The sequence below is a fragment of the Paraburkholderia madseniana genome (genome assembly GCF_009690905.1).
GTDB classification, from domain to species: domain Bacteria; phylum Pseudomonadota; class Gammaproteobacteria; order Burkholderiales; family Burkholderiaceae; genus Paraburkholderia; species Paraburkholderia madseniana.
Genome location: NZ_VOSW01000082.1, coordinates 12933 through 28822 on the forward strand (window position 1 = coordinate 12933; position 15890 = coordinate 28822).

General features: G+C 64.2%; 15 protein-coding genes. 10 read left to right on the forward strand and 5 right to left on the reverse strand.

Features of this window, described 5'->3' with window-relative positions:
- Positions 1 to 70: 70 nt before the first annotated feature.
- Positions 71 to 1369, reverse strand: coding sequence for an MFS transporter (locus FSO04_RS33015; RefSeq protein ID WP_171927927.1), 1299 nt, complete (start codon positions 1367 to 1369; stop codon positions 71 to 73).
- A gap of 188 nt (positions 1370 to 1557) precedes the next feature.
- Here FSO04_RS33015 and FSO04_RS33020 point away from each other — a divergent pair, with 188 nt between their 5' ends.
- From FSO04_RS33020 to mdcH, 8 genes are read left to right on the forward strand one after another with little or no spacing between them, the layout of a single operon-like run.
- On the forward strand, positions 1558 to 2331 hold the full coding sequence (locus FSO04_RS33020) for a GntR family transcriptional regulator (protein WP_154565779.1): 774 nt from the start codon (positions 1558 to 1560) through the stop codon (positions 2329 to 2331).
- Between the two features lie 8 nt (positions 2332 to 2339).
- Entirely contained in the window at positions 2340 to 4010 is a 1671-nt protein-coding gene (gene mdcA, locus FSO04_RS33025) for a malonate decarboxylase subunit alpha (RefSeq protein WP_154565780.1), read from the forward strand.
- A 2-nt stretch (positions 4011 to 4012) separates the two neighbouring features.
- Positions 4013 to 5221, forward strand: a complete 1209-nt coding sequence (locus tag FSO04_RS33030) for a triphosphoribosyl-dephospho-CoA synthase (protein ID WP_233465057.1) — start codon at positions 4013 to 4015, stop codon at positions 5219 to 5221.
- Positions 5107 to 5412, forward strand: a complete 306-nt coding sequence (locus FSO04_RS33035) for a malonate decarboxylase subunit delta (RefSeq protein WP_233465058.1) — start codon at positions 5107 to 5109, stop codon at positions 5410 to 5412. Before FSO04_RS33030 ends, FSO04_RS33035 begins: the two co-directional genes overlap by 115 nt.
- On the forward strand, positions 5409 to 6293 hold the full coding sequence (locus FSO04_RS33040) for a biotin-independent malonate decarboxylase subunit beta (RefSeq protein WP_154565782.1): 885 nt from the start codon (positions 5409 to 5411) through the stop codon (positions 6291 to 6293). The genes FSO04_RS33035 and FSO04_RS33040 overlap by 4 nt, the downstream gene beginning before the upstream one ends.
- A complete protein-coding gene (gene mdcE, locus FSO04_RS33045; RefSeq protein WP_154565783.1) occupies positions 6290 to 7105 on the forward strand; it encodes a biotin-independent malonate decarboxylase subunit gamma in 816 nt (271 codons plus the stop codon). Before FSO04_RS33040 ends, mdcE begins: the two co-directional genes overlap by 4 nt.
- Positions 7105 to 7797, forward strand: a complete 693-nt coding sequence (locus tag FSO04_RS33050; protein ID WP_154565784.1) for a malonate decarboxylase holo-ACP synthase — start codon at positions 7105 to 7107, stop codon at positions 7795 to 7797. Before mdcE ends, FSO04_RS33050 begins: the two co-directional genes overlap by 1 nt.
- Complete coding sequence (gene mdcH, locus FSO04_RS33055; protein WP_154565785.1) at positions 7797 to 8735, forward strand: malonate decarboxylase subunit epsilon; 939 nt, start codon at positions 7797 to 7799, stop codon at positions 8733 to 8735. The genes FSO04_RS33050 and mdcH overlap by 1 nt, the downstream gene beginning before the upstream one ends.
- A gap of 32 nt (positions 8736 to 8767) precedes the next feature.
- On the opposite strand, the gene FSO04_RS33060 is transcribed toward mdcH, so the two are convergent.
- A complete protein-coding gene (locus FSO04_RS33060; protein WP_154565786.1) occupies positions 8768 to 9706 on the reverse strand; it encodes a LysR family transcriptional regulator in 939 nt (312 codons plus the stop codon).
- Between the two features lie 174 nt (positions 9707 to 9880).
- On the opposite strand from FSO04_RS33060, the gene FSO04_RS33065 reads away from it, so the two are divergent.
- Positions 9881 to 10660, forward strand: a complete 780-nt coding sequence (locus FSO04_RS33065; protein WP_093647509.1) for a putative hydro-lyase — start codon at positions 9881 to 9883, stop codon at positions 10658 to 10660.
- A 76-nt stretch (positions 10661 to 10736) separates the two neighbouring features.
- Positions 10737 to 12038 (forward strand): MFS transporter, encoded by a 1302-nt coding sequence (locus FSO04_RS33070; RefSeq protein ID WP_171927924.1) that lies wholly within the window; start codon positions 10737 to 10739, stop codon positions 12036 to 12038.
- Positions 12039 to 12044: 6 nt separating this feature from the next.
- Here the strand turns inward: FSO04_RS33070 and yjfF are convergent, their stop codons facing one another.
- Genes yjfF through FSO04_RS33085 form a run of 3 tightly spaced genes read right to left on the reverse strand, consistent with a single transcriptional unit; the run spans position 12045 to position 15780 of the window.
- Positions 12045 to 13145 (reverse strand): galactofuranose ABC transporter, permease protein YjfF, encoded by a 1101-nt coding sequence (gene yjfF / locus FSO04_RS33075; RefSeq protein WP_154565787.1) that lies wholly within the window; start codon positions 13143 to 13145, stop codon positions 12045 to 12047.
- Positions 13142 to 14173: an ABC transporter permease gene (locus FSO04_RS33080; protein ID WP_154565788.1), complete on the reverse strand. Its 1032-nt coding sequence runs from the start codon at positions 14171 to 14173 to the stop codon at positions 13142 to 13144. The genes yjfF and FSO04_RS33080 overlap by 4 nt, the downstream gene beginning before the upstream one ends.
- On the reverse strand, positions 14170 to 15780 hold the full coding sequence (locus FSO04_RS33085; RefSeq protein WP_154565789.1) for a sugar ABC transporter ATP-binding protein: 1611 nt from the start codon (positions 15778 to 15780) through the stop codon (positions 14170 to 14172). The genes FSO04_RS33080 and FSO04_RS33085 overlap by 4 nt, the downstream gene beginning before the upstream one ends.
- Between the last annotated feature and the right edge of the window lie 110 nt (positions 15781 to 15890).

Consider the following 15890-nt stretch of genomic DNA (forward strand, 5'->3'; position numbering starts at 1 on the left):
GTTGATGCGTTAAACGAACAACCGGGCACTGCGCCCGGTTGTTCGTTTCAGTCGTCGTAGTGAAAACGGCTCACTGCGGCAACACTTCCCCCTTCGTCTCCGGTGCAAACGGAATCACAAACAGGCCGACGATAAACGCCAGCGCCGTGAGCGCCACCGGCACGCCCAGCGTATGCATATGCAACACCGCCGCGCCGAGCAGAAAATTCACACCGGCTCCGACAAACCGCCCGAACGACGTGCAGAACGCAAACGCCGTGGCTCGCACCCGGGTCTCGAACTGCTCTGGCAGCCACAAACTGAACAGCGCGAAATTGCCGCCGAAGAAACCCAGCACGCAGAGCCACGCAATAAATGGCGCGAGCCCATTCGGCAGATAGAACGCCCAGCCAAAACTGCCGACAATCGCCACCGCCATGCCGAGGAAGTAAACCGCCAGTGTCTTCTTGCGGCCGATCCGCTCGGCCAGCGGCGGCAACGCGAGACAGCCGAGAATCGTCGAAATCGACAGCAAGCCGGTTGCCAGCGACGCGGTCCGGATCGCATCGTTCTTCGCCATGCCGGCCTTCGTCGCCAGTTGGATAACAGCCGATGGCTCGTATACCGCGCCTGCCCACAAACCGATAATCGCGATCGTCAGTAGAATGCACGCAACCCACGTGCGGCGCCGATACGTCGGCCCGAAAATTTCGCGCAGCGGTTTGGCGCGCACGGTGCTCGCGTCCGCCTTTTCCCACTTCTCCGTTTCCTTCACGCGCAGCAGCACCAGAATCGCGACCACGACCGGCACCGCGCCGGTCAGGAACATCGCGCGCCAGCCGTAGTGCACGCCGATCGTGTAGTTGAGCGCGGCCGCCAGAAAGAACCCGGCGTAATAGCCCGTTTGCAGATACCCGGCGCCCATCTTGCGGCGATCTTCCGGCCATGACTCGGCCACATAAGTTCCCGCCAACGCCCACTCGCCGCCAATGCCGACCCCGGCAATGAAGCGATAGATGGCGAGCTCCCACACGTTGTGCGAGGTCGCCGCAAGTCCCGTGAAAATAGCGAACGTGAAAATGGTGCCCGCCAGCACCTTGGTACGGCCGAAGCGGTCCGCCAGCGGTCCCCAGATGAACGACAGCCCCCAGCCCACCAGAAACAGCGCGAACAGAATCGAACCGGCGAGGCCGACATTCGCGGGCGTCGCGGCATACCCCGAGCGCGGCAGCAACTCGGTCAACGCCGGCGTCAGCACGAGCGCGTAGATGAACGAGTCCATCCCGTCGAGCGTCCAGCCGGCCCACGCTCCCCAAAATCCTGCGATCTGCGAACGATTGAGCGGCGTGCGGCGCCGAACGACCGGCGTGCGGTCGGTTAGTGAATTCATCATGCTCCTCCGGCCCTGCGGTTGGCTTACGTGACTTACATAAAGGGAACGACGAGATGGCGCGCTTGCCAGTGGATCGCTGTGCCTCGTATAACGACGAGAGGACATCGCAGGCCACCGGGTGGTAGAAAACTTTCCGGGTTTGCCCGCCTGTTAAGTGCGCAATTTCATATATAATATTCAATATCATGAGCGACGCAATAGATGGTTTTCCCCTGGATGCCCCGGCGCGCAGCCCGCTTTTACCCCCGGCGGCGCCGCGTGAGAGCACGTCCCACATCATCGCGGAGGCGTTGCGCGCGGCGATTGTCGACGGCACCCTGGCGCCTGGTGCGCCGCTGCGGCAGGACGCGATCGCGCGGCATTTTTCGGTCAGCGCCATTCCTGTGCGCGAGGCCTTGCGCCAGCTCGAAAGCGAAGGCTGGGCGAGAGCCGCCGTGCATAAAGGCGCGACCGTCGCGCCGTTGTCGGCGGATGAAGCGCGCGAAATCTATGAGATTCGCTCCGCGCTGGAGAGCCTCGCCATCGGACTCGCCATTCCGAATCACACCGCCGCCACGCTGCGCGAATCCGCCACCCTTTGCCTTGCCGCCGAACGCGAGCCGGACCCGTCGTTGTACGTCGCACGCAATGTCGCGTTTCATATGAGCCTGTATGCGCCCGCCGCCCGTCCGCAACTCGAGGACATGATCGGCACGCTGCATCGGCGCGGCGAACGGTATCTGCGCCTGAAGTTCGGTCTGCCGTCGTACAAAGGCGAGTCGGACAACGAACACACCGCCTTGCTCGACGCCGTACAACGTCGTGATATTCCCGCTGCACAGTCCCTGGTTGTCGCACATCTGCTCGGCACCGGCGACCTGCTCCATCGTTTCCTGACCGAACGCGCGCAGGCGGAAGCCGCGCTTGCGAATCAACCCAAGCCGCGCGCCAGACGCACGCGCACCACCACCGGGAGCTGAATCCGCCGATGAATCGATCCGCCGAAGCCACCGAAGCGTCCACCACCGCACGTTCCTGGACCACGCGCCGCGACGAAAAGAACCGTCGACTCGCGGCCATCGCACCATGGCTGGAAGACGGCGTCCTGCCGACCAACCGCATCGTCGATGCGCTTGAAACACTGATTCAGCCGGGCGACCGCGTCGCACTCGAAGGCGACAACCAGAAACAGGCCGACTTCCTGTCGCGCGCGCTTGCCAAGGTGGACCCGCAAAAGATCCACGACGTGCATCTGCTGATATCGAGCATCGGCCGTCCTGAACATCTGACGCTGTTCGAGCGCGGCATCGCGCACAAGGTCGACTTCTCGTTTGCGGGGCCGCAGAGTTTGCGCGTCGCGCAACTGCTCGAAGACGGGCAACTCGAAATCGGTTCGATCTACACGTACGTCGAGTTGTACGCGCGGATGTTCGTCGATCTCACGCCGCACGTCGCGCTGCTGTGCGCGGAAAAGGCCGACCGTCACGGCAATCTGTACACCGGTCCGAACACCGAGGACACGCCGACCATCGCCGAAGCCGCCGCGTTCCGGCACGGCATCGTGATCGTGCAGGTCAACGAAATCGTCGATGAACTGCCGCGCGTCGACATTCCGGGTTCGTGGGTCGACGTAGTCGTAGAGGCGGATAGGCCCTTCGCCGTCGAGCCGCTCTTCACGCGCGACCCTCGGCATATCGGCGACCTGCAGGTACTCACCGCGATGATGGTGATTCGCGGCATCTACGAACCGTACGGCGTGACATCGCTGAATCACGGCATCGGCTTCGATACGGCGGCGATCGAATTGTTGCTGCCCACCTACGGCGAATCGCTCGGCCTGAAAGGCAAGATCTGCCGCAACTGGACGCTCAATCCGCACCCCACCATGATCCCAGCGATCGAATCGGGCTGGGTCGACAGCATCCATTGTTTCGGTAGTGAGGTCGGCATGGAGGCGTACATCGAAGCGCGCCCCGACGTCTTTTTCACCGGCAACGACGGCAGCCTGCGCTCGAACCGTGTGCTGTGCCAACTGGCCGGTCAATACGGCGTCGATCTATTCATCGGCTCGACCTTGCAGATCGACGCGGACGCCAATTCGTCGACGGTCACGCGCGGCCGCCTCGCCGGTTTCGGCGGTGCGCCGAATATGGGCCACGATCCACGCGGCCGGCGTCATTCGAGCGAGGCATGGCTCAAGCTGCTGAAGGATCAGGGTCCGGTGTCGCGCGGACAGAAGCTGGTCGTGCAAATGGCTGAAACGTACAAGAAAGGCGGCGAGCCGACCTTCGTCGATGAACTCGATGCGGTGGCCGTCGGCGCGAAGAGCGGCATGCCGATCGCGCCGGTGATGATCTACGGCGACGACGTGAGCCACGTCGTCACCGAGGAAGGCATCGCGTATTTGCACAAGGCCGAAGGGATCGACGAGCGGCGTGCGGCGTTGGCTGCAGTAGCCGGTGTCACGCCGATCGGGCTGCGCGCGAAGCCGGAAAAAACCGCGGAATTGCGCCGGCGTGGCATCGTCGCGTATCCGGAAGATCTCGGCATTCGACGCGGTGAAGCGAAGCGCTCGTTGCTGGCCGCACGCAGCATCGACGATCTGGTGACGTGGTCGGGTGGCCTTTACGAACCGCCGGCCCGCTTCAGGAGCTGGTAACGATGGCGCCCGCTGTTTTGCTCGAGTGCGAGGCCGACGCCATGCCGGACGCGAAGGCGGAACTCGCGTCCCGTGCGGCCGCGCTGACTGGGAGAGAGACGGGCACGGCCAGGTTCACGGCGTATGCCGAACCAGTGGCTGACGTCGACGTGCTCTGGCGCATCGCGCCGGCACGCCAGCGCGCCACGGTTTTGCACGCGGCAGACACGGTAGAAAGGCAGGCGGTTAGGGTACGGGCAGCACCGTCCGATGCGCAGCTCGCGCGCTTCGCGGTGTCCGCGCTAATCGAAGAGGCTCAGCTCACGCCGAAACCCGCACTGGTCGACCGGCGCGGCAGCGGTGCGCATCGCGACCTCGATCTCGCCACCATGCTGCGCTCGGCACATGCGTTGGAACCAACCTTCGCGGCGCTCGCCCGCGCGGCTCGCCGCCACGGCGAACCATCCGCGCTTTTGCGTGCTGAACTCGCGCAGATCGGCCGCGCCGGCGAACAGGACATGCTGCATGCCACCGGCGGCAGCAACGCGCATCGCGGCGCGATCTGGATCGTCGGCTTGCTGGTGGCGGGGGCTTCGATGACGGGCGACACTGCGCACCTGAGCGCTTCGCGCGTCTGCACGCTCGCGGCACAAACTGCCTGCTTCCCGGATCGCTTCGCCGCCCCCTCCGATAGTCACGGTGAACGCGCGCGGCAGCGCTATCAGGTCGGTGGAGCACGCCGCGAAGCGCAAGACGGTTTCCCGCATGTCGTCAATATCGGCTTGCCCGCTTTACTCGCAGCGCGGGCCCGAGGAATCGACGAAACCGCCGCGCGCGTCGACGCCCTGCTCTCGATCATGGTGTCGCTCGACGACACCTGTCTGCTGCATCGCGCGGGTTTGCCCGGTTTGCACGCCGCGCAACACGGCGCGCGCCGCGTGCTGCAAGCCGGCGGAAGCTCGACGCCGGATGGGCACACCGCCCTCGTCGCACTCGAACACGCATTGCTGTCGCTCAACGCATCCCCTGGCGGCGCAGCCGATCTGCTCGCCGCCGCCCTCTTTCTCGACATGCTGGCGCATCACGACGCCGGCGGGAGCTCAGCGTCATGGAACATCTGCCCTTCGACTATCCGGCGCAACGCGCCGTCACGACTCGCGCGCATGTCGGTGTGGTCGGCTCGGGCGATCTGGAAGTCCTGCTGTCGCCAGCCGAAAACAGCGCGGCCCTGAGCGCGCATGTGGTGGTGCGGACCAGCGTCGACGGCTACAGCCACATCTGGAAGAGCGTGCTCGACCGCTTCTTCACGCGCTACGACGGCGCAGCGCAAATCGAAATCAACGACTTCGGTGCGACACCGGGCGTCGTCGCGCTGCGGCTCGCGGAGGCCATTGAAGCGGCGGAACAGGGAGACGCCGCATGACTACTGTCGCCACCGCACACCCCGCGGCGATGCTGCGCGAAAGCTTTATCGAACTGCCCGCCCGCGAACGCGCCCGCTCGCTGCTCGACGCCGGCTCGTTCCGCGAACTGCTCGGACCGTTCGACAAGATCGAATCGCCGTGGCTGCCGTTGCAAGGTGTCGTCTGCCAGGCGGATGACGGCTGCGTGATCGCACGCGGCACTATAGACGGCGAGCCGGCTGTGGTCGCTGCCATCGAGTCCGCGTTCCAGGGCGGCAGTATCGGCGAAGTGTCGGGCAGCAAGATCGCCGCCGCGCTCGAGATGGCCTTGCGCGACTGCGAACGCGGCAAGATCGTCCGCCCAGTCGTGCTGTTCGAAACCGGCGGCGTGCGGTTGCAGGAAGCTAACCTCGGTCTCGCGGTAATCGCCGAGATTCAGGCCTCGATTGTCGCGTTGCGCCGGCATGTGCCCGTGGTCGGCGTGATCGCGGGGATGGTCGGTTGCTTCGGTGGCATGTCGCTGGCAGCTGCCTTGTGCTCGTATCTGGTCGTAACGAAGCAGGGACGGCTCGGCATGAACGGTCCCGAAGTGATCGAACAGGAAGCCGGTATTGAAGAACTCGATGCGAGCGATCGGCGCCGCGTTTGGCAATTGATCGGCGGCGAACAACGGGCCGCGACCGCGCTCGCCGATCAACTGGTCGACGACGATGCGGACGCGGTACGCGCCGCCGTGCGGTCCGCATTCACCCAAGGGCTGCCGGCTGCGCATCGCAGCGAACAGGTTGACGTTTTTCTCAACCGCCTCGCGCGAATCGACCCGGCCAGCGTGACGCCGGAAACGATGCGTGACGTGTACAACCCACATGCGCAGAACAACGCGCGCAAGGAGCAGGCATGAGCGATGCCACCCTCAGCCGCGGCGCACGCTGGTTCCATGCACTTGCCGGCGAATCGTCCGGCAACGCGCCCGTATGGAGCGGCAACGCGTCGCTCGGCGGCGAGACCGCGCACTTCATTGCGGTCGTCCCCGATCCCGACAACCGCTTTCCGCGCGCGACCGATAACGTCGTCGGTCTCGAACAAGGCTGGCTGCTCGCACGCGCTGTACGCGAGGTCATTGCGCAGGACGAAGCGAGCGGTACGCGCCGCCCAATCGTCGCGATCGTCGATGTGAAAAGTCAGGCGTACGGTTACCGCGAAGAGATGCTCGGCATTCACCTCGCCTGCGCCGCCGCGGTCGATGCCTATGCATCGGCGCGCGACGCCGGGCATCCGGTGATCGCGCTGATCGTCGGGCCCGCCATGTCGGGCGCATTCCTCGCGCACGGCTATCAGGCCAACCGGATCGTTGCACTCGAAGCGCCGGGCACGATGGTTCACGCAATGGGCAAGGAAGCGGCCGCGCGCGTTACGCGGCGCACCGTCGAAGCACTCGACGCGCTCGGTGAAACCATTGTGCCGATGTCGTACTCGATGACGTCGTTCGCCAAGCTTGGCCTGCTCGATCAGTTGATCGAAGGCGTCGACGCCGACGCACCCGATGCCGCGCAAATCGAGCGCGTGCGTCAGGTATTGACCGAACAGATTCGCAGCGCGCGCGCCGGCAGTCGCGATCTGTCGCATCGTCTGGAATCGGCTGCGGCTCAAAAGAATCGCGCGGCGTCGATCGAAGTGCGGCGGCGTCTCGCCGAACAATGGGATGCCGTGTAATGCAGGTCTGCGCCGCGCCGCCGTTTGCCGCCGATCACGCGTTGTCGTGCGACGCGCGCTGGCAGCCGCATGATCTGCTGCGCTTGTACCGCTTGCCACAGTTTGACGGCGAGCCAGCGTGGGTTCGCGGGTCTTTCGAGCGCGCGCCGTATGCGGTTGTGCGACGCGCACTGGCCGCTGACGGCTTCGTGGCGATCGGCTTGCGCGGTACGGAGCGGTCGCAGCGTTACGGCACGTGGGCGCATCGGGACGATATTGAAATCGCCGTGGCGCCGGAAGCGTTGGCGCGACGCAGCCCGCTTGCGTCGCGCAATGCGTTGCCGACTTTCGCGGCCCTTGCTGCACTACGACGCGACACGGCCAGCGCATTGGCTGGATTCGTTTGGGGACCGACCGGCAGCGCAGGCTTCGAACTGGCAACGCAGACTCTCACGGTCACGTTCTCGAGCGATCTCGATCTGCTGATTCGCGCACCGGAAAAACTCTCGCACCACGCCGCCATTCAGTTGCTGGACTATCTTCAAGCGACCGCGCAACGCGCCGGCATTCGTGTGGATGCGCAACTGGAAACGCCCGCAGGCGGCGTTGCGCTGGCCGAGTGGGCAGCGGACAAAGCACGCGTGATGGCGCGCCATGCTCGCGGGCCGCAATTGGTTACCGATCCGTGGGCGCCCGCTCACGGCAATGCCTGATGCTTGCTCTTCTGTTTCCCGGCCAGGGCGCGCAGTCGGAAGGATTTCTGCACCGTCTGCCGCAGCATCACGCCGTGACCGGCACACTCGAAGAAGCGTCTCAGGTGCTCGACATCGACGTACTCACCCTTGACACGCCAGATGCCCTGCGCTCAACCGTAGCTGTTCAGATCGGTTTGACCGCCGCGGGCGTGGCGATCACACGCGCACTGGCAGAGGAACAACTCTTGCCGGAGATCAGCGCGGGTTTGTCGGTGGGCGCGTACGCGGCGGCGGTCAGTTGCGGCGCGATTCACTTTGGCGACGCGTTAAAGATGGTCCGCAAACGCGCCGAGTTGATGGAGACGGCGTACCCATCCGGCTACGGCCTCGCGGCCGTGTCGGGTTTGACCGAACACCAACTGGAGACACTCGCCGCGCAGCACGCTGAAGCGGGCAATCAACGCGTCTATATTGGCAACGTAAATGCGCCGCGTCAGATCGTCATGGCCGGGGCGAATGGCACGCTGGACACGTTCATCGAACGCGCTCTGGCGGCAGGTGCTCGCAAAGCCATGCGTCTTGCGGTAAGTGTGCCGTCACATTGCGAACTGCTCGTGCATGCCACGGACGAACTCGTTGCGTACGCAAAAGACGTCCCTTTCCACACGCCACAGACTACCTATATCGGCAATCGCGGCGGCCGCCCCTTGTACACAGCAGACGCCATTCGCGACGATCTCGCGACCAATATGCGTCACACCGTACGCTGGTTCGACGCGCTCACCGTTATGCAGGAAATGGGCGCCCGCGTGCTGATCGAAGCGCCGCCGGATCAGGTGTTGACGGACATTGCGCGCGAGAACTTTCCGGAGACCACTGCGCTTGCCGCAAGTGCCTTCTCGTTCGACAAGCTGGTCGCTACGGCGCGTCGGCGACTCAGCATGGATGGACTTTAAGACGCGGCCGTTCGGACGACTCGAGCCCCACCTCATCGTCTCTCGATCAACTGCCGCCCCATCGCCTTCGCATACTGATCACACGCGCTGCGTGCAACGCGCGATGCCGCCAGCACACCGACGTCGGCGTCGTCGCGGTAGATCATCGCAACGTCGATCGGCGGCGGCAGCGGACGCACCTGCAATTGCCCTAGTTCGCCGTTGCTCAGAAAAGGCTCGACGAATAGCGCCGGCACTGCCGCGATTCCATAGCCATCGCGCAACAGTTTCACGATCACCGCCACCGACGGCATACAGGTCACCTGAGTATCCGCAAGCGGCACACCGGCGCGCTTCGCGAGCATCTCCACGATCGCCTCCACGGCGACTTGCGGCGCGGTGCCACGGCCGAACGTCAGCACGGGTTTCTGCAATACCGTCTGCACATGCTTGGCACGGCTCGCCGGAATCAGATCGTTGCGCGCGATCCAGCGCACCGGATAGCTCGCCAGCAAGGTCGAAACGATCGACGCTTCCTGTTCGCCGGTTTCCTCCACCTGAATGACGAGATCCAGTTCGCCGGCGCGCAAACGAGGCGCAAGCACGGCGCTCGAGTCGACGGTCAGGTCGACGACGATGCGCTTGTACTCGACGTTCAGCATCCTGATGTAGTCCGGCAGCCAGCTATGCACCACCGTTTCGATGACGCCGAGCCGCAGCCGCTTCGTCACCTGGGTTTCGTCCTGCGCGGCCAGTTGCAGCGAGCGCGTGGCCTGCACCACCGAGCGCGCATGCGCGAGCAGCCGTTCGCCATGCGCCGTGAGCTGGAACTCGGCGGCGTCGCGCTCGATCAACTCGACGCCCAACTCGGCTTCAAGCGTCTTGATGCGTAGCGAAATCGCGGCGGGCGTGGCGTGCATGGCAGCGGCGGTCGCGCGAAAACTGCCTAGACGGGCGAGCGTCAGAAACGTTTCGACAAAGCGCGTATTCATTGCATTAGCTCTCCCAACAACGACCCGAAAGACTCGATCATCGCCGCAAAACCGCTGGCGATGCTGTTAAGTTTAATTTAACAAAACACAAGAATAACTCGCTGGAAGGATATTTTTGGCGTTACTAATCTGGCTCCCATCGGTCACCCGGACCTAGCTGGAGTCAAGCCGTTCATGTCCTACACGCCATCCGAGTTTCGTCAGCAGATTCGCAGCCGCCGTCTTTCCGGGCCGACTGCGGGCTACTGCGGCGACTATGCGCAAGCCAATCTCGCGATCCTGCCCAGGCAATACGCCGACGACTTCCTGCGCTTCTGCACGCTCAATCCGAAGGCCTGCCCATTGCTCGGCATCGGCGAACCCGGCGAATGGCGCGTCCCGTCGCTCGGCGCTGATCTCGACATACGCAACGACGTCCCCGCGTTTTACGTGTACCGCCACGGCGAACGTGCCGAGGAGGTGCGTAGTCTCGACGAACTGTGGCGCGACGATCTGGTGGTGTTCGCGATCGGCTGCTCGTTTTCGTTCGAAGAAATGTTGCGGCGCGAGGGCATCCCGCTGCGCCATATCGAACAGCAGGTCAACGTGCCGATGTATCGCACGCGGGAACGCAACGTGGCCGCAGGGGTGTTCGGCGGCAATCGCGTGGTCTCGATGCGGCCGATGAAAGCCGCGGACGCGATCCGCGCCATCCAGATCACCAGCCGTTTTCCCGCGGTACATGGCGCGCCGGTCCATATCGGCGATCCCTCGCTGATCGGCATTCGCGACATCACGCGGCCCGATTTCGGCGACGCAGTCGAGGTGCGCAGCGACGAGCTACCGGTGTTCTGGGCCTGTGGCGTCACGCCGCAAGCCGCAATAGAAAGCGCACGTTTGCCGTTTGCGATCGCGCACAAACCGGGACACATGCTCGTTACCGACATTCCCAACACCACGCTGGCGATGCTCTAGCCGCGGCGTTATTTGAGTTGTCCCACTACAAGCCGCGCGGCAAGACGCGGCCACTGACTACGACCGGAGCCCAGCTATGAAAACCGAAGCGCAGTTGACCGCAGACACCGAGCGCTACAGTGCGCCCGGCACAGGCAAAAACCCGTTTGCGTGGTATCAGCAGATTTCCACGAGCGAGAAGCGTGCATTCTGGAGCTGCAAGATCGGCTACGTCCTCGACGCAATGGACACGCAATTCCTGAGCTTCGTGATTCCGACGCTGATCGCGACATGGGGCATCACGCGCGGCGACGCCGGTCTCATCGGCACGGTCACGCTGCTGAGTTCGGCGCTCGGCGGCTGGGCGGCCGGCGTGCTGTCGGATCGCATCGGCCGGGTGAAGACCTTGCAGATCACGATTCTCTGGTTCGCGGTTTTCACGCTGGCTTGCGCGCTGGCACAGAATTTTTCGCAACTGCTATGGGCACGCGGGCTGATGGGGCTCGGCTTTGGCGGCGAATGGACGGCGGGCGCGGTGCTGATCGGCGAAGTCATCCGTCCGCGTGACCGTGGCAAGGCGGTGGGGCTCGTGCAGGCAGGCTGGGCAATCGGCTGGGGCGTGTCGACGCTGCTGTTCATGGCCGTGTTTTCATGGGTACCGGCCGATTATGCGTGGCGCGTGCTGTTCGCGATCGGTATTGCACCGGCGCCGTTCGTGATCTGGATTCGCCGTTTCGTTGAAGAGCCGGAAGTGCATCGGCAGCAGAAAGAAGCGCAAGCCGCGGCACAAACGCGTCCCTCGTTGCTCGACATCTTCCGCGGCGACATCGTCTGGACGACGCTGCGTGCGTCCATTCTCGCGACCGGCGTACAAGGCGGCTATTACGCGGTGACCACCTGGCTGCCGACGTATCTGAAGACCGAACGGCATCTGAGCGTGATCGGCACCGGCAGCTATCTGGGCGTGGTGATCGTCGGTTCGTACTGCGGCTATCTGACGGGCGCTTACGTCAGCGACAAGATCGGCCGCAAACGCGCGTTCATCACGTTCGCGCTGGCCTCGTGTGCGATCGCGCTGATCTACACGCAACTCCCGCTCGACAACCTCACGATGCTCGTGCTCGGCTTCCCGCTCGGCTTCTGTGCGTCCGGCATTTTCTCGGGGATGGGCGCGTTTCTCACCGAGCTGTTTCCGACGCGCATTCGGGGCTCCGGCCAGGGCTTCTGCTACAACTTCGGGCGGGCAGTCGGCGCGACATTTCCGTTCCTGATCGGCTACGTCTCGCAGACCATGACGCTCGGTCACGCGATCGGCGTATTCGCCGCCGCGGCATACGGACTCGTGATCCTCGCCGCGCTGACGTTGCCGGAAACCCGAGGGCGGGAACTCAACGCCTAAGCCGCGCTATAACGCCTGCTCCGGCGCGCGTCCGATCACATGGGAATCGGACGCCGCTGGTGCATCGCCGCGACCATGCTCACGGCCTGGCGTCACAACAGCACCGGTGCCACCCGGCCGCCCCACCGATTTCGCATGCCGCTCGATCAGCCGTTGCAGCAGGCAGAACGCGCACAGCAACGCGCCGATCACAATGCGGGTCCACCACGAACTGAGCGTGCCGTCGAAGGTAATCAGCGCCTGGATCGTGCCTAGAATGCCGACGCCGAACAGCGACCCGATCACATAGCCGACACCGCCCGTCAGCAAGGTTCCGCCGATCACCGTTGCCGCGATCGCGTCGAGCTCCATACCCTGCCCTTGCAGCCCATAACCCGACAGCACGTAGAACGTGAACACCGCGCCGCCGAGCGCCGAACAGAAGCCGCTCAACGCATACACGCCGATCCGCGTGTGCGCGACCGGCAAGCCCATCAGCAACGCCGAGCGCGGATTGCCGCCAATCGCATACACGTTGCGGCCAAAGCGCGTGAAATGCGCGACATAGATCGCCGCGACAAGCGTGACGAGGGCGATCAACACATTGGCCGTCACCGAACCGACGCCGATGTTGAGCCGAAACGCGGAAATTTTCTGGAACGTCGGATCGTTGATGGTGATCGACTGCGTCGTGATCAGAAAGCACAGGCCACGCGCGAAGAACATGCCGGCCAGCGTGACAATGAACGCCTGCAAGCGGAAAAAGTGAATCAGCGCCCCCTGTACCGCGCCGAACACCGTGCCCATCAGCAACACGATCGGCACGATCAACCAGACCGGCCAATGCATGTGTTCGGACAACACCGCTTCGACGATGGTGGTCAGCGCCACCACCGAGCCCACCGACAGATCGATCCCCCCGGACACGATCACAAACGTCATACCGATCGCGACAATCAGCAGGAAGGCGTTATCGACCAGCAGATCGAGCAGCACTTGCCACGAGAAAAAGCCGGTGTACATCACCGAGCCGAAACCGAACAGGGCGCAGAACAACAGGACAGTGACGGCGATCGGTAAGGTGCGCGGATCGACGATATGAGCCCAGGCCTCGAGGAGTCGTCTCATCGCGCCACCCCGCGCTGCCTGAAGAGCGACATGGCGAGCGAGCGCGCCGAGGGCGACTGGATCACGCTCACCGCCAGCACCACGGCCGCCTTGACGACGAGCGTCGCTTCCGGCGGCACGCCGATCGAATAAGTCGTATAGGTGAGCGTCTGGATGATCAACGCTCCCAGCACGGTGCCGGCGAGACTGAAGCGGCCACCGAGCAGCGATGTGCCGCCGAGCGTCACCGCCAGAATCGCATCGAGTTCGAGCAGCAGGCCCGCGTTGTTGCCATCGGCGCTGCGCACGTTCGAGCTGATGAGGATGCCCGCCATCGCGGCGGTCAGTCCCGAGAAGCCGTACACCGCGAATACCAGCGCTTTCGAGCGCAGGCCGACGAGACGCGTCGCCACTGGATTAACGCCGATCGCGCGAATGAAGAGCCCGAGCGCGGTGCCTTCAACGAGCCCCACGGTGGCCAGCACGGCAACGCTTGCGATCCACACCGAACACGGCACGCCAAGCCAATACCCACCGCCGACGAACAGGTAACCCGGTGCGCCGATCGGGATGATCTGCCCCGCAGTCAACAATTGCGCAATGCCACGGCCGGCGACCATCAGGATCAACGTTGCGATGATCGGCTGCATGCCGACGAACGACACCAGCAACCCGTTCCACATGCCGCTCAACACACCGACGATCAGCGCCGCGACCAGCGCCTGCGCGATCAATGCGGCGCTCGGTGCGGCTTGCGTCGCGAGTATCGTGGCCGCCGCGGCGCCAGCGATCGCGACCACCGCGCCAACCGAAATATCGATGCCGCGCGTGGCGATCACGAGCGTCATGCCGGTCGCAACCAGCACCAGCGGCGCAGCGCGATTCAACACGTCGATCGGCGCGCCGAACAAATGGCCGTCGAGTATCCTCAAAGAAAGAAAATTTGGATTCACCAGGAGGTTCAGGGCGCACAAGAGCACCAGCGTGACGCACGGCCAGATCAACGGGCGCTCCGCACCATCGCGCACGAACCAGTTCGATAGCTTCATTCGCCGCTCCCCGCGATGAGTCGATAAATGTTGTCTTCGTTCGAGGCCTTGCCGGCCACTTCTGCGATCTTGCGACGATCGCGCAGCACCGCCACACGATGACTCACGCGCAGCACCTCGCTGATCTCCGACGAAATGAACAGGATGCTCAGACCGTTCGCGCACAGCGCCAGCAAGCGGTCCATGATGTCGAACTTGGCGGCGACGTCGATGCCGCGGGTAGGCTCGTCGAGAATCAGGAGTTTGGGATTCGTAGCGAGCCAGCGCGCGAGCAGCGCTTTCTGCTGGTTGCCGCCGGAGAGCAGCCCGATTGGCTGTTCGGCGTCCGCTGCCTTGATGCCGAGGCGCTCGATCCACATGTCCGCGATTTCCTGCGCGCGATGCCGTTTGATCTTGCGCAACCAGCCGCGCCGCGCCTGCAACGCCAGCAGAATGTTCTCGCGGATCGACAGTTCGGCGACGATGCCCTCTTTCTTGCGGTCCTCCGCGCAATAGCCGATGCCGTGGCGCACCGCGTCCCGGGGCGAACGCAGCCGCACAGGCCGGCCTTCGATCAGGATAGTGCCGCTGTCGGCGCGATCGGCCCCGAACAACAGCCGGGCGGTCTCCGTGCGGCCCGAGCCCAGCAGGCCGGCCAGGCCCAGGATCTGGCCCGGCTGCACGTCAAGGTCGATCGGCTGCAGCGTGCCGCGCCTTCCGACGCCGCGCAGTTCGACGAACGGCTGAACAGCGTCCTTGCTCTCTGGCCCTTCATGAACAGCGTGGCCGTCATGTGCCGCTTCGCGCAAGCGCGCGCTCATGCGCTCATGACCGACCATCTTCGCGACCAGTTGATCGGCCGGCAGATTCCGCGCGAGATATTCCCCTTCACGCTCGCCGTTGCGCATCACCGTGATGCGATCGGAAATGGCATAGGTTTGCTCGATGAAATGCGTGACAAACAGAATGGCGATTCCCGACTGTTTAAGATGCCGAAGTATTTTGAAAAGCTGCGCGACTTCGCCGTCGTCGAGACTGGAGGTCGGCTCGTCGAGGATCAGCACGCGTGCGTCGACTGACAGTGCCCTTGCGATCGCCACCATCTGCTGCACTGCGATCGGATAGGCGTCGAGCGATCTGGTGACGTCGAGTGTCACGTCGAGGCGGGCAAGCGCTGCCTGCGCGCGCCGCTTGATGTCGGGCCAGTCGATCGCGCCGAAACGCTTTGGCTGCCGGCCCGCAAAGATGTTCTCCGCCACCGACAGGTTCGGGCACAGGTTCACTTCCTGATACAGCGTGCGCACGCCGGCCGCTTCCGCCTCCTGCGGCGACGCAAACGCGACGGTCTCGCCACCGAGGCGGATCGTACCGGCGTCAGGCGCGACTACGCCGGTCAGCACGTTGATCAGGGTGGATTTGCCGGCGCCGTTCTGTCCCATCAGGGTGTGAATCTCGCCGGGGAACAGACGAAAGTCGACCCGCTGCAGCGCTTTCACGCCCGGAAACGTCTTGCTGACGCCGGTAGTGGCCAGAATGGGTTCGAGTGCATTCGAGGCGGCGCCGTCGCGAGCGTCGCCTGTGACGGCCTTCATGGCCGGCGGATTGGGTTCCGATGCGGGATGCGTCATAGACCTCGCTCGATCGGCGGTGCGTTGGTCGGGTGGGCTCAGGCTGGCCCCGTTGTGCGCAATCTGATTCTGCGGAAAAGAGACCGCCCGCTGCCGAAGCAGCCAGGCGG

What these genes read in the sequence shown, in the direction of transcription:
- mdcA (WP_154565780.1), top strand. Translation starts at nt 2,340, where the DNA reads ATGAATCGATCCGCCGAAGCCACCGAAGCGTCCACCACCGCACGTTCC.
- FSO04_RS33020 (WP_154565779.1), top strand. Translation starts at nt 1,558, where the DNA reads ATGAGCGACGCAATAGATGGTTTTCCCCTGGATGCCCCGGCGCGCAGC.
- FSO04_RS33085 (WP_154565789.1), bottom strand. Translation starts at nt 15,780, where the DNA reads ATGACGCATCCCGCATCGGAACCCAATCCGCCGGCCATGAAGGCCGTC.
- FSO04_RS33015 (WP_171927927.1), bottom strand. Translation starts at nt 1,369, where the DNA reads ATGAATTCACTAACCGACCGCACGCCGGTCGTTCGGCGCCGCACGCCG.
- FSO04_RS33060 (WP_154565786.1), bottom strand. Translation starts at nt 9,706, where the DNA reads ATGAATACGCGCTTTGTCGAAACGTTTCTGACGCTCGCCCGTCTAGGC.
- FSO04_RS33070 (WP_171927924.1), top strand. Translation starts at nt 10,737, where the DNA reads ATGAAAACCGAAGCGCAGTTGACCGCAGACACCGAGCGCTACAGTGCG.
- FSO04_RS33050 (WP_154565784.1), top strand. Translation starts at nt 7,105, where the DNA reads ATGCAGGTCTGCGCCGCGCCGCCGTTTGCCGCCGATCACGCGTTGTCG.
- FSO04_RS33030 (WP_233465057.1), top strand. Translation starts at nt 4,013, where the DNA reads ATGGCGCCCGCTGTTTTGCTCGAGTGCGAGGCCGACGCCATGCCGGAC.
- mdcE (WP_154565783.1), top strand. Translation starts at nt 6,290, where the DNA reads ATGAGCGATGCCACCCTCAGCCGCGGCGCACGCTGGTTCCATGCACTT.
- FSO04_RS33080 (WP_154565788.1), bottom strand. Translation starts at nt 14,173, where the DNA reads ATGAAGCTATCGAACTGGTTCGTGCGCGATGGTGCGGAGCGCCCGTTG.
- FSO04_RS33065 (WP_093647509.1), top strand. Translation starts at nt 9,881, where the DNA reads ATGTCCTACACGCCATCCGAGTTTCGTCAGCAGATTCGCAGCCGCCGT.
- mdcH (WP_154565785.1), top strand. Translation starts at nt 7,797, where the DNA reads ATGCTTGCTCTTCTGTTTCCCGGCCAGGGCGCGCAGTCGGAAGGATTT.
- yjfF (WP_154565787.1), bottom strand. Translation starts at nt 13,145, where the DNA reads ATGAGACGACTCCTCGAGGCCTGGGCTCATATCGTCGATCCGCGCACC.
- FSO04_RS33040 (WP_154565782.1), top strand. Translation starts at nt 5,409, where the DNA reads ATGACTACTGTCGCCACCGCACACCCCGCGGCGATGCTGCGCGAAAGC.